Genomic DNA, 11,860 nt, shown 5'->3' with positions numbered 1-11,860 from the left:
CTGCTCGTGTCCGACGCGTGCTGATGACGCTGCACACCTGGTGGGCGCTGCGGTCGTGGATCGACCGCAGCGCCCAGTGAAGCACTCAGGTCGTGATGCGGTAGAAGTTCGCGTAGTGGTCCGGCGAGAAGTAGACGTAGCCGTTGGTGCGGTCCCGGACGATCCGGTACGCGTCCCGGGCTGCGTTGCAGGCCCGCGGATAGACGTCGAACTCCTGGTAGGTGTGGCCGGCCGGCAGCTGGCCCTCGCGGTTCTGGAACGTGCCGCCCGCGAAGTTGCACTGCCCGTTCGGCCAGTCGTACCACTGGCGCTGGGTCGGGTAACCCTTCGAGCGCCACGTCGAGTTGGCGCTGACGGCCGCCGAACAGCGCGACTGCGTGCAGGAGTTGTAGACGGCGGCGTCGGCGGCGGGCGTGACGACCGTGGTCACGCCGAGCACGGACGCGACGATGGCGAGGGCGGCGAGCAGGCGACGTGTCCAGTGCGGTTGCAGGGTTTGCACTTCAGACCTCCATCGGCAGGGATCGTGGATGTCGTGATCTTTTCTGTTGATCACCACGAGCCGGTGAACGGCAGGGAACCATCCGCGCAACGGCTGTGACCGCTTCACGTTCGCACAAATGGCGCAGCCCTGGGCCAAACATCGGCTCTTCACCGATCACAGCCTCTGAACGCCCGAGTTGATCAACTCCGAACAGCCGATTGCGCGCGCTGCCACCGGCGATAAATTTGTCCTATGGCAGCACGGAAGCACTTGTTGGTGCTGTTGACCCTGTTCCTCGCCGCCTGCACGGCGGAGCAGGGCGGCACACCTCGCCCCGCACCACAAGTCTCATCTCCTCCGCCGGTGGAGAACCTGCCGTCCACGAAGGTGCGATCCGTCTTCGACGGTCGCACCGTCGAGCTGGCGAACGGCACCCGCGCCCGCATCTCGCTGCTGGCCGAGCCGGTTCCGTGCACCGCCGCCGCAGCACTGGACTTCGCGACGAAGACGTTGCTGGACAAGGAAGTCCGCGTCAACAGCATCACCCCCGGCGAGGTGTCGCTGATGCTCCCGGACGGCACCGACTTCGCGCTGGCGGCCGTGTCGGCCGGCGTGCTGCGCACGTCCGGCGTGGACGGTGGCCCGCTGATGGAAGCGGAGACCAAGGCGTCGAAGGCGAAAATCGGGCTGTGGGCGCAGGAGTGTCCAACGTCGACTCCTGCGCCACCGCCGCCCACCTCGACCTCCGCCGCGCCGCCGCCCGCGTCGCCCTGCGTGGTCGTCTACCGGGTCATCAGCACCTGGCCCGGTTCGTTCCAGGCGGAGGTGACCGTGCGCAACGTCAGCGGTGCGCTGATCGACGGCTGGACGTTGCGCTGGCGGTTCCCCGACGGTCAGACCGTGACGCAGATGTGGAACGCCACGGCGTCCCAGTCCGGTGCCGACGTGACCGTGACCAACGCCGGCTACACCTCGCTGATCGTGGCCGACGGTTCGATCTCGCTCGGGTTCAACGGCACCGTGAACAGCCTCAACGCCGTGCCGACCGCGTTCACGCTGAACGGTGCTGCCTGCACCGCGGGCTAGTGCTTCTGCCACCACTCAGTGACGACGCGGGCGTACTCGTCCGCGTTCTCCTCCCACGCGAAGTGGCCGGCGTCGATCAGGTCCAGCTTGCTGTTGGGCAGCCGTCCGTGCAGGTACTCGGCGTTCGACACCGGCACGAACGGGTCGTGCTCGCCGTTGATCAGCTGGACCGGCGTGGTGATGCCGGGCAGCAGATCGCCCAGCGTGCGCAGGTCGGTCGGATACGCGCGGACGTACGCCATCTGCTCGACGAACCGCTGCGGTCCCTGGTACGAGGCGAGGTAGTCCTGCCGCACGACGTCCGGCAACTCGTAGCCCTCAATGGCGCCCATGGCGATGTTCACCACGTCCTTGCGCCCCATCGCCCGGTACGGCGCGAGGTCCTCGTCGTGCACCCACTCCTGCAACGGGCTGCCGAGATCCGTCGGCACCAGCGCGCCGCCGCTGCCGATGACGACGCTGCGGAACCTCTCGGGCTGCGTGGCCGCGGCGAACAGCGAGGCGCTGGTGCCGACGTCCGGGCCGACGACGTGGGGCTTCTCGAGCTCGAACGCGTCGGCGATCTTGACGATGAACTCGCCCATCGCGCTGGGGCTCATGAGGTCTTCGCGCAGCTCGGAGTGCCCGAAGCCGGGCAGGTCCACCGCGATCAGGTGGGCGTGCTCCGCCAGGCGTGACCAGGTCGCGTCGTAGGCGTAGATGCTCTCCGGCCACGGGCTGAGCAGCAGGGCGGCGGGCTTGTCGCTGACGCTCTCGGCGTACCGGATCGACAGGCCGTCGATGGTGCGGAAGCGCGGGTTGATGTCGTTCATGCCTCCAATATGACCGGTCGTCTTGAAATCGTCAAGGGCTGAGACGACCGGTCATATTTCCTTGGTCTGGCGCGGTCGGGTCTGGCGCGGTCAGGTCAGGCGCGGTCGGCTCAGTGCAGGAGGACGTCGAACGCGATCGTGAAGAACGCCTGGAACGACGACCCGTCCTTCGCGGCCCGCTCGCCCACGATCGCGCCCTCCCAGGCGTTGACCAGGAACCGGCCCAGCGTCGCGGCGTCCTGCGTCGACGTCACCGACCCGTCCTCCTGCGCCTCGCGGACCGCCGCCGTGATCGCCTCTGACCAGTAGTCGAACCCGCCCCGGACACCCTCGCGGATCGCCGGGATGTGGTCGGCCGCCTCAACGCTGAAGTTGCCGTACACACACCCACGCTCGTAGCCGAACTCGACGATGTCCTTGGCGAGGAACTCGAAGTGGTCGCGCAACCTCGTCAGCGGCGCCACCTTCTTGTCCGCCAACGTCTCTAGGTGCCGCGACTCGCCGTAGCGGTCCATCACGACGAGGGCGAGCGCTTCCTTGCTCTCGAAGTGGTTGTAGAACGAGCCCTTGGGCACGCCGGCGCTGTCGGTGATCAGCTTGACGCCCGCCGCGTTGTAGCCGTGCCTGTGGAACTGCTCGTACGCGGCGTCGACGATCTGCTCTCGCACACTTGCCCTGGGCATACACCCAATATGAGCGGTCGTCTCAATTAGGTCAAGCTAGGGTCGGCCGACACGAGGGTGTGGGTCAACAAGTGCTTGAGAACACTTACCGCGTGACCATCACGGATGACCTCGTGTCCGCCGTGGTGGCGTCGGCGATCAGCGAATACGTCCTGGACCTGGCACGGTCGGGCCACGTCCACTGGGAGTGGTCCGACGCTGAGCCGTTCTGTGCGTAGGCCACGTCTTCCGTTCAGTGGAAACCTCCAGTCGACGACCTCCGGTGCGTTTGCCTAGCGTTTGGTCGTGTGACGACCAGCCAGCACGAGATCAGCGACGAGATCGCGAAGCTCCAGGCCGACTCACCGAAGGGTGCGCCGCTGCTGGACTTCCCGCCGTACCGCAGCACCCTGCTGCGCCACCCGACCAAGGAGCTGCAGCTCGTCGACCCCGAGGGTGCCGAGTTGCTGGCCCCGGTCTTCGGGCACTCCGACGTCGATGCCGTCGAGTCCGACCTGACCGTCCAGCGCGGCGGCGAGCCGATCGGCGAACGCATCCGGGTGCACGGGCGGGTGCTCGACGGTGACGGTCGTCCGGTGCGCCGTCAGCTCGTGGAGATCTGGCAGGCCAACGCCGCCGGCCGCTACTCGCACCAGGGTGACCAGCACCCGGCGCCGTTGGACCCGCACTTCACCGGGGTCGGCCGGTGCCTGACCGACGACGACGGCTGGTACTCGTTCACCTCGATCAAGCCGGGGCCCTACCCGTGGCGCAACCACCACAACGCCTGGCGGCCCGCGCACATCCACTTCTCGTTGTTCGGCACGGACTTCACCCAGCGGCTGATCACGCAGATGTACTTCCCCGGCGACCAGTTGCTGGCGCTGGACCCGATCGCCCAGTCGATCACCTCACCGGACGCTCTGTCCCGGCTGATCGCGACCTACGACCACGCCCAGTCCGAGCACGAGTGGCTGCTCGGCTATCGGTGGGACATCGTGTTGACCGGCAGCCACGCGACCTACCTGGAGCCGTCCGATGACTGAAACGCCGGGGCAGACCGTTGGCCCGTTCTTCCATCACGCGCTGGCCTACGCGGGCGACTCCGAGCTGGTGCCGTTCGGCTCGGCTGGATCCGTTGTGCTGCACGGACACGTCTACGACGGCGAGGGCACGCCGGTGCCGGACGCGATGATCGAGATCCGGCAGGCGGACGCGTCCGGTGTGGTGCCGAAGGTCGGCGGGTCGTTGCGGCGGCGTGGGGCCGGGTTCACCGGATGGGGGCGGAGTTGCACGGACGGCGCCGGGCGCTACTGGTTCAGCACCGTTGAGCCGGGGTTGCCATTCTTCGCGGTGACGGTGTTCGCGCGCGGGTTGCTGGATCGGCTGTTCACGCGGATCTACCTGCCCGGTGCGGCCGGGGCTGTCGACGGGCTGGTGGCCACGCGCGAGCCGGACGGGCGGCTGCGGTTCGACATTCATCTGCAGGGGCCGTCCGAGACGGTGTTCTTCAAGTTTCCGCGGACCTGATCGTGCTGCCGGGGTCGTATCGCGCCGCCGGGCTGGTGGACGACGCCGCGCTGGTGCGGGCGATGCTGTCGGTCGAGGTCGCATGGGCTCGTGTGCTCGGTACCCCGGTTTCGCTGGGGGCGTGGGTTCCCGTGCTGGACCCTCGCGAGGTCGAAGCTGCGGGGAATCCGGTGTTGCCGCTGGTTTCTGCTTTGCGGGAGCGGGTTTCCGGTCCGGTCCACACTGGACTGACGAGTCAGGACGTGCTCGATTCCGCGCTCATGTTGTTGGCGCGCGAGGTGTTGACGCGTGTTTCCGCTGATCTGGAACGGGTTGCTGGCGCGCTGGCCCGGCTGGCCGACGAGCATCGGGCAAGCGTCATGGCGGGGCGGACGCTGACGCAGTTCGCGGTGCCGATCACGTTCGGGCTGAAGGCCGCGCGGTGGCTGGTCGGCGTGCTGGACGCGTTGGACGAGCTGGACGTCGTGGCGCGGAACCTGCCGGTGCAGTGCGGGGGAGCGGCGGGGACGCTGGCTCGGGTGGAGTCGGATCCGATGGCGGCTGCGTCGTCGTTCGCCGGTTACCTGGGGCTGGTGTGGCCGGGGATGCCTTGGCACACCTATCGCGCGCCGGTGACGCGGCTCGGGGATGCGGTGGTGCGGGCTTGCGACGCGCTCGGGGTGATGGCCGCGGATCTGCTGACGTTGGGGCGGCCCGAGATCGGTGAGGTTCGTGAGGGCGCGGTGGCGGGGCGAGGTGGGTCGTCGACCATGCCGCACAAGCGGAATCCGGTGCTGTCGGTGCTGGTGAACAGCGCGGCTTTGCAGGCTCCGCAGCTGGGGGCGCAGTTGCATCTCTGTTCGGCGCGAGCGGTCGATGAACGTCCGGACGGGGCTTGGCACGCGGAGTGGCCTGCGTTGCGGTCGTTGCTGGAGTTGGCGGTGGTGGCGGCTTCGCAGGCGGCCGAACTGGTGGAGGGGCTCGAGGTGCACGCCGATGTGATGGCGCGCCGGGCTCGTGAGGCAGCGGGCGAGTTGCTGGCGGAACGGGGCGGTGGCACGGATCCGGCTTCGTACCTCGGAGCCGCGGAGTCGTTCGTGGACCTGGTTCTGGAGCGATGGGAGAAGCGGTGTCCTACGACGACGGCATGAAGGTTCGGCGCGAAGTGCTCGGGGACGCGCACGTGGATCGGGTCGCGCCGGACGAGTTCACACAGGACTTCCAGGAGTTCATCACCCGGTACGCGTGGGGCGAGATCTGGACACGGCCTGGCCTGGACCGGCGGATGCGCAGTGCGATCACGCTCACGGCGTTGATCGCGCAGGGACATTGGGACGAGCTGAAAATGCACGTCGCCGCTGCACGGCGCAACGGGTTGAGCGCCGAGGAGATCGGCGAGGTGATCTTGCAGAGCGCGATCTACTGCGGAGTGCCCGCGGCCAACCACGCGTTCGCGGTGGCACGGCAAGCCTTGAAGGAGTTCTCATGACGCGTACCCAGGTCGGCATCGTCGGCGGCGGACCGGCCGGGCTGATGCTCTCGCACCTGTTGTCGCTCAACGGGATCGACAGCGTCGTGGTCGACAACAGGACACGTGTGGAGATCGAGAACACGGTCCGCGCCGGCATCCTGGAAGCCGACAGCGCGCGGTTGCTCGTCGACACCGGGGTGTCCGACCGGGTGCTGCGGGACGGGCATCCGCACGAGGGCATCGACCTGCGGTTCGGCGGCGAGAGCCACCGCGTCGATTTCCGCGCGCTGGTGGGCGAATCGGTCTGGCTCTACCCCCAGACAGACGTGTTCGTGGACCTCGCGAACGCCCGCGCGCGCGACGGTGGCGACGTGCGGTTCGGCGTGAGCGACACGTCGGTCGACCTCGACGAACCCGCCATCCGGTTCACCGACAGCGACGGCGTCCGCCAAGAAGTGCGCTGCACCCTGCTCGTGGGCGCGGACGGCTCGCGGTCGATCTGCCGGGCCCAGGTGCCGGAATCCCTGCGCACGCACAGCTTCCGCGAGTACCCGTTCGCCTGGTTCGGCATCATCACCGAGGCCCCGCGCAGCGCCCCCGAACTCGTCTACGCCCACTCGCCGCGCGGGTTCGCGTTGATCAGCCAGCGCACCGCGACCCACCAGCGGATGTACTTCCAGTGCGACCCGGAGACCGACCCCGCGTCCTGGTCGGCTTCCCAGATCTGGGAGGAACTGCAGGCGCGCGTCGCCGGACCGGACGGGTTCACGCTGAACGAGGGACCGATCACCGAGAAGACGGTGCTGCGCTTCCGTTCGTTTGTCGCGGAACCCATGCGCCACGGCAACCTCCTGCTGGCCGGCGACGCCGCCCACACCGTGCCGCCCACCGGCGCGAAGGGCCTCAACCTGGCGCTGGCCGACGTGAAGGTCCTGGCCGAAGTCATCGAACGCGCGCTGCTCAAGAACGACGTCGACGCGCTGGACGAGTACGGGCCGCGCGCGCTGGACCGGGTGTGGAAGGCACAGCACTTCTCGTACTGGATGACGACCATGCTGCACGCCCTGCCCGGCGCGACGGACTTCGACGTGCGGCGGCAACTCGGCGAGCTGCGATCGGTGGTCGGCTCGGAGGCGGGTTCTAGGTTCCTGGCCGAGGGCTACACCGGCCGCTGGCCCGCGTAGGTGAGCAGCTCCACCGCTCCGCCGATGTGACCGGGCGGCACCACGGCCAGCGCGTCGGCGAGCGCGGCACCCCACAGCGAGCCGGGGCGATCGTGGCCGACGGGAGTGGCCGAGGTGCCTGTCCTGGTGACCGGGATCAGGCGGGTGTCTCTGGGGTGCGCGCCGACATCGGGAAGCCAGGCGGTGATCGGCGGGCGGGCGGTGTGGCCGCCGAGGGCGTCGAGGAGTGGCTGGAGCAGGGTCAGCACCGCGGCGAGGGCGGCGAACGGGTTGCCCGGTAGGCCCACGACGCAGCGGCCGTCCGGGAGGACGGCGAGCAGCATCGGGTGGCCTGGGCGGCAGGAGACGCCGCTGACCAGGATCTCGGCGTCCAGCCCGGCCAGCACTCCGCGGAGGTGGTCGGCCGGGCCCACTGAGGTGGCGCCGCAGGTGACCAGGACGTCGGCTTCGGCGCCGGCGGGGTCGTCGGCTTCGGCGGAGGTGAGGGCCTCGGCGAGGGCTGCGGGGTCGTCGCGCAGGTGGGCGGTGCCGAGGAGGTCGGCTCCGGTGAGCAGGCCCGGGAGCATCGGGCCGATCGCGTCGCGGACTCGGCCTGGGTGGGGCGGGCCGGAGTGGAGGAGTTCGTCGCCGGTCACGATCACGGCTACGCGGGGACGGCGGTGGACCAGGAGGGTGTCGTGGCCGGCGGCTGCGGCGAGGCCCACGACGGCGGGGGTGACGGGGGAGCCGGCGGGGACGAGTTCGTCGCCGGCTGACCAGTCCTCGCCGCGGCGGCGGATGTGTTTGCCGGGCTGGGAAAGAGACCCCCGCAGCAGCGCTCCCTCGACCGTGCACAGCTCCACCGGGATCACGTGGTCCGAACCGTCCGGCACCGGCGCACCCGTCGCCACCGCGAACGCCTCCCCGCCGCCAAGCCGCGCACCAGGTACCGGATCACCGGCGGCCACCCGCCCCACGACGGTCCACGGGCCAGGCCCGCACACCGCGTACCCGTCCATCGCCGAGGTGTCGCAGGTCGGCTGGCCGGCGAGGGCCCGCACGGCCGAGGCGAGTGCGAGGCCCAGGCCGTCGGCCAGGGGTAGCTCGACGGCGTCCAGCGGCTTTGCCGCTTCCCGTGCCGTCTGACGGGCCAACGTCCAGGGCATGTTCATCAGGGCTCCCGTGGTATAGCCTACCTCATACTGTATGCAATCCTCGGGACGGGGTGAAGGGCATGCCAGTCGCGACTTACGTCCGTGATCACGTCGGCAGGCTCTACCGGGTGGGTGAGACCGACGTCGAGGTGTCGGGGCGCTCGCGCCGGGTGGTGTTGTGGGCGGCCTGGGCGGCGATGCTCGCGGCCGGCATCGGGCAGTACGGCTTCGGGGCGTTGATCCCGCAGCTGCGGGACCGGTGGAGTGTGCCGGAGTTGTTCTGGGCGCTGGCGTTGTGGACCGTGTGCCAGGCGGGCACGGCGTTTCCGGCGGCCTGGTTGAGGCAGCAGAACAGACTCACGGCGACCGGCGCCATGTGGATCGGCGCGATCCTGTGCGGAACCGGGCTGTTGACGCTGGGGCAGGGGCAGCTGGTCGGATATGCCGTGCTTGGCGGGATCGGCGCGGGGCTGGTTTACGCGACGTGTCTGGGCACGGTCGTTCGCTGGTATCCGGAGCGTGTGACCAGGAAGGTCGCGTTCGTCAGCGCGGCGTTCGCGTACGGGTCGGTGCCGTTCGTGATCGCCGCCGGGATTCTTTTCAGCGACATCAACGGATTCCTCACGCAGGCCGCCATCGCGATCACCGCGATCGTCGCGGTCGCGGGTGCGGTGATGAAGGATCCGCCGGAACACTGGTGGCCGCCGCACATCCAGCCGCGCGAGTGGGCGTTGGACCGGGCGCGGGTGCCGAACCGGGCGGCGCTCAAGGAGTTCCGGCCGGAAGAAGCCATGCGGTGCGGCACGTTCTGGTGGCTGTACGGCGGTATTGCGTTTGCGGCGGCGGTTTCGCTCTACGACCTGGCGTATCTGCCGTTGTTCGTGGGAGACAAGGTGCTCGGAGCGGTCGCGCTGGCGACACTCGCCGCCGCCACGGGCACCGGACGCGTGCTGGTCGGGTGGATCTCGGACCGCATCGGCCGGCGGAAAGCGCTGGTCTGGACGTTGGCCACCGGGGGTGTGGCGCAGTTCGTGTTGTTGTACTCGCAGAACACGACCGGCCTGCTCATCGGCGCGACGCTCGCGGGCCTTGGCACCGGGTGCTGCTACTCGTTGCTGGTGGGCGTCACCAGGGAGTACTTCGGCGAGACGAACGGTGCGCAGAACTTCGGCGTGCTCTACACCGCGAAGGCCGCCGGCGCACTGATCGCCGCCATCATCCTTGCTTCCCAAGGGCCCGCGTTCGCGTTCATCGCGGCGGGCGTGCTCGGGCTGGCGGGGGCGGTGCTCACCAGGCATCTCTCGCAACCGGGAAGGCCGCGGCTGTGAGCCGCGTGCCCCGGCTCGCGAAAGGCTGGCACCAGACGCCCGCGGACGGCTGTTGCCTGATGGAACTGACGTCGCTGCTCGCGGGCGAGGTGTGGTCGGACCGGCCCGCGTGTGTGCATCCGGTGCTGGCGTGCGTGGCGCGGTGCGTCAACGATCAGTCCACTGAAGACGGTCGGCGCAAGCTGTTGCCGTTCGCCACCAAGGTGATCGGGACGGAGAAGGCGCCGGCACACAGGCTGATCACGCATTGCGTGCGCCGGGCGGGGATCGCCGTGCCGTGGTGGTGGCCGCGCGACTGGGTCGTGGCCAGGGCGGTGCGGGCGATGACCGGGGACGAGGTGTTGCGGCGGTTGCTCGCCGAGTGCGTCGCGATCTGCCGGGAAGCCACCGAGAAGGAGGACGCACGTGGGACGGGTGACGAGCAGGCGGCGCGTGGTGCGGCTGGTGGACGACGCGGCCACTTCACGACCGGACACGCTGGCGGTCGAGGAACCGCTGGAGATCCGCGTGGGCGGCAAGTCCCTCGCCGTGACCATGCGCACGCCGGGTGACGACTTCGACCTCGCCGCGGGCTTCCTGGTCAGCGAAGGCGTCGTGCGCGCCCCGTCCGACATCGCCTCCATCCGCTACTGCGCGGGCGCGACGAGCGACGGCGGCAACACCTACAACGTGCTGGACGTCGGCCTCGGCGAAGGCGTCGCGCCACCCGACCCGTCGATCGAGCGCAACTTCTACACCACCTCGTCGTGCGGGCTGTGCGGCAAAGCCAGCCTGGACGCCGTGCGCACCACCGCGACCTGGCAGGTGGCGGCCGACCCGATCCGGCTCGACCCCAAGACGATCACCGAGTTCCCGACGAAACTCCGTGCCGCCCAACGGGTCTTCGACCGGACCGGCGGGCTGCACGCCGCCGGGTTGTTCGACGCCGGCGGCAACCTGCTGTGCCTCAGGGAAGACGTCGGCCGGCACAACGCCGTCGACAAGGTCGTCGGCTGGGCCACCCGCAACGGACGGTTGCCGTTGACCAGCACGGTGCTGATGGTCAGCGGCAGGGCGTCGTTCGAGCTGGTGCAGAAGGCCGTCATGGCCGGGATCCCGGTGCTCACCGCGGTGTCCGCGCCGTCGTCACTCGCCGCCGACCTCGCGGAGGAGATGGGCCTGACGCTGGTCGGCTTCCTCCGAGGCACGTCGATGAACGTCTACACAGGAGGCCACCGCTTGGGCGTCACGGCCGGGGCGCGTTAGCCCGTAAGGAGTCCTCCGCGCGGATGACGCCCCGCGGCGGACGCGATCTTGGACGAACCCGCATAGCGTTCTCCCCATGTTGACTGTGAGGGGGATCAGCCGGAGCTTCGGCGATCTTCGGGTCCTCGACGAGGTGAGCTTCGACGTCCGGCCTGGCCGCATGACGGGCTTCCTGGGCGCCAACGGATCCGGCAAGACGACCACGATGCGGATCGTGCTGGGGGTGCTCGCCGCGCACGGGGGTTCGGTGAGCTGGCAGGGCCAGGAGATCACGCCGCAGAACCGGCCGCACTTCGGCTACATGCCCGAAGAAAGAGGCCTGTATCCCAAGATGAAGGTGCGCGAGCAGATCACCTGGCTCGGCCGCCTGCACGGCGTCGAGCGGACGGTCGCGCAGCGCAACACCGACCAGCTGCTCGAGGACCTGGAGCTGACCGACCGGGCGAACGACCGGCTGGAGCAGCTGTCGCTGGGCAACCAGCAGCGCGTGCAGATCGCGGCCGCGCTGGTGCACGACCCCGAGGTGCTGATCCTGGACGAGCCGTTCTCCGGCCTCGACCCGATCGCCGTCGAGACCGTGCTGGACGTGCTGCGCAAGCGCGCGGCGAGCGGGGTGCCGGTGCTGTTCTCCAGCCACCAGCTGGCGATCGTCGAACGGCTCTGCGACGACGTCGTGATCATCTCGAAGGGACGGATCGCCGCCAAGGGGTCGCGCGAGGAACTCCGGCAGACCCACGCGAGCGACCGCTACGAGATCGTCGTCGCGCAGGACGCCGGCTGGGTCCGCGACGTGCCCGGCACGACGATCCTGGAGCTCGACGGGCCGCGCGCGGTGTTCGAGTCCGCGCCGCAGGAGGTCCTCAAGGCCGCCCTGGACCGCGGCGAGGTCCGCTCGTTCACGCCGGTCGTGCCCACGCTCGACGAGATCTTCCGGGAAGTGATCTGA

General features: G+C 69.4%; 15 protein-coding genes. 11 read left to right on the top strand and 4 right to left on the bottom strand.

The window, feature by feature from the left end:
* Nucleotides 1–85: 85 nt before the first annotated feature.
* On the bottom strand, nucleotides 86–502 hold the full coding sequence (locus ACWGE0_RS04915) for a ribonuclease domain-containing protein (protein WP_452259583.1): 417 nt from the start codon (nucleotides 500–502) through the stop codon (nucleotides 86–88).
* A gap of 234 nt (nucleotides 503–736) precedes the next feature.
* On the opposite strand from ACWGE0_RS04915, the gene ACWGE0_RS04910 reads away from it, so the two are divergent.
* Nucleotides 737–1,570 (top strand): cellulose binding domain-containing protein, encoded by an 834-nt coding sequence (locus tag ACWGE0_RS04910; RefSeq protein WP_452259582.1) that lies wholly within the window; start codon nucleotides 737–739, stop codon nucleotides 1,568–1,570.
* On the opposite strand, the gene ACWGE0_RS04905 is transcribed toward ACWGE0_RS04910, so the two are convergent.
* Nucleotides 1,567–2,382 carry an alpha/beta fold hydrolase gene (locus ACWGE0_RS04905; RefSeq protein ID WP_452259581.1) on the bottom strand — a complete coding sequence of 272 codons (816 nt, stop codon included), beginning with the start codon at nucleotides 2,380–2,382 and terminating at the stop codon, nucleotides 1,567–1,569. The genes ACWGE0_RS04910 and ACWGE0_RS04905 overlap by 4 nt on opposite strands.
* 110 nt (nucleotides 2,383–2,492) lie before the next feature.
* Nucleotides 2,493–3,065 (bottom strand): TetR/AcrR family transcriptional regulator, encoded by a 573-nt coding sequence (locus tag ACWGE0_RS04900; protein WP_452259580.1) that lies wholly within the window; start codon nucleotides 3,063–3,065, stop codon nucleotides 2,493–2,495.
* A gap of 92 nt (nucleotides 3,066–3,157) precedes the next feature.
* Between ACWGE0_RS04900 and ACWGE0_RS04895 the strand changes: the two genes are divergently transcribed.
* The 6 genes from ACWGE0_RS04895 (at nucleotide 3,158) to ACWGE0_RS04870 (ending at nucleotide 7,208) form a co-directional block, all read left to right on the top strand.
* Complete coding sequence (locus ACWGE0_RS04895) at nucleotides 3,158–3,283, top strand: hypothetical protein (protein ID WP_452259579.1); 126 nt, start codon at nucleotides 3,158–3,160, stop codon at nucleotides 3,281–3,283.
* Between the two features lie 69 nt (nucleotides 3,284–3,352).
* Complete coding sequence (gene pcaH / locus ACWGE0_RS04890; protein ID WP_452259578.1) at nucleotides 3,353–4,090, top strand: protocatechuate 3,4-dioxygenase subunit beta; 738 nt, start codon at nucleotides 3,353–3,355, stop codon at nucleotides 4,088–4,090.
* The gene (pcaG, locus tag ACWGE0_RS04885) at nucleotides 4,083–4,574 is read left to right on the top strand and encodes a protocatechuate 3,4-dioxygenase subunit alpha (protein WP_452259577.1); all 492 of its coding nucleotides are present in this window, start codon (nucleotides 4,083–4,085) and stop codon (nucleotides 4,572–4,574) included. Before pcaH ends, pcaG begins: the two co-directional genes overlap by 8 nt.
* A 2-nt stretch (nucleotides 4,575–4,576) precedes the next feature.
* Nucleotides 4,577–5,704, top strand: coding sequence for a lyase family protein (locus ACWGE0_RS04880; protein WP_452259576.1), 1,128 nt, complete (start codon nucleotides 4,577–4,579; stop codon nucleotides 5,702–5,704).
* Nucleotides 5,671–6,042, top strand: a complete 372-nt coding sequence (pcaC, locus tag ACWGE0_RS04875) for a 4-carboxymuconolactone decarboxylase (RefSeq protein ID WP_452259575.1) — start codon at nucleotides 5,671–5,673, stop codon at nucleotides 6,040–6,042. Before ACWGE0_RS04880 ends, pcaC begins: the two co-directional genes overlap by 34 nt.
* Nucleotides 6,039–7,208 carry a 4-hydroxybenzoate 3-monooxygenase gene (locus ACWGE0_RS04870; protein WP_452259574.1) on the top strand — a complete coding sequence of 390 codons (1,170 nt, stop codon included), beginning with the start codon at nucleotides 6,039–6,041 and terminating at the stop codon, nucleotides 7,206–7,208. Before pcaC ends, ACWGE0_RS04870 begins: the two co-directional genes overlap by 4 nt.
* Here the strand turns inward: ACWGE0_RS04870 and ACWGE0_RS04865 are convergent.
* Nucleotides 7,184–8,359, bottom strand: coding sequence for a molybdopterin molybdotransferase MoeA (locus ACWGE0_RS04865; protein ID WP_452259573.1), 1,176 nt, complete (start codon nucleotides 8,357–8,359; stop codon nucleotides 7,184–7,186). The genes ACWGE0_RS04870 and ACWGE0_RS04865 overlap by 25 nt on opposite strands.
* Before the next feature lie 62 nt (nucleotides 8,360–8,421).
* On the opposite strand from ACWGE0_RS04865, the gene ACWGE0_RS04860 reads away from it, so the two are divergent.
* From ACWGE0_RS04860 to ACWGE0_RS04845, 4 genes are all read left to right on the top strand, one after another.
* Nucleotides 8,422–9,669, top strand: coding sequence for an MFS transporter (locus ACWGE0_RS04860; protein WP_452259572.1), 1,248 nt, complete (start codon nucleotides 8,422–8,424; stop codon nucleotides 9,667–9,669).
* Complete coding sequence (locus ACWGE0_RS04855; protein ID WP_452259571.1) at nucleotides 9,666–10,220, top strand: hypothetical protein; 555 nt, start codon at nucleotides 9,666–9,668, stop codon at nucleotides 10,218–10,220. Before ACWGE0_RS04860 ends, ACWGE0_RS04855 begins: the two co-directional genes overlap by 4 nt.
* Nucleotides 10,102–10,914 (top strand): formate dehydrogenase accessory sulfurtransferase FdhD, encoded by an 813-nt coding sequence (gene fdhD / locus ACWGE0_RS04850; RefSeq protein ID WP_452259570.1) that lies wholly within the window; start codon nucleotides 10,102–10,104, stop codon nucleotides 10,912–10,914. The genes ACWGE0_RS04855 and fdhD overlap by 119 nt, the downstream gene beginning before the upstream one ends.
* 76 nt (nucleotides 10,915–10,990) lie before the next feature.
* Entirely contained in the window at nucleotides 10,991–11,860 is an 870-nt protein-coding gene (locus ACWGE0_RS04845) for an ABC transporter ATP-binding protein (protein WP_452259569.1), read from the top strand.

The sequence above is a fragment of the Lentzea sp. NPDC054927 genome, assembly GCF_053610285.1.
Note: the sequence above shows the minus strand (reverse complement) of the source record. Positions and strands in the feature narration are given on the sequence as shown.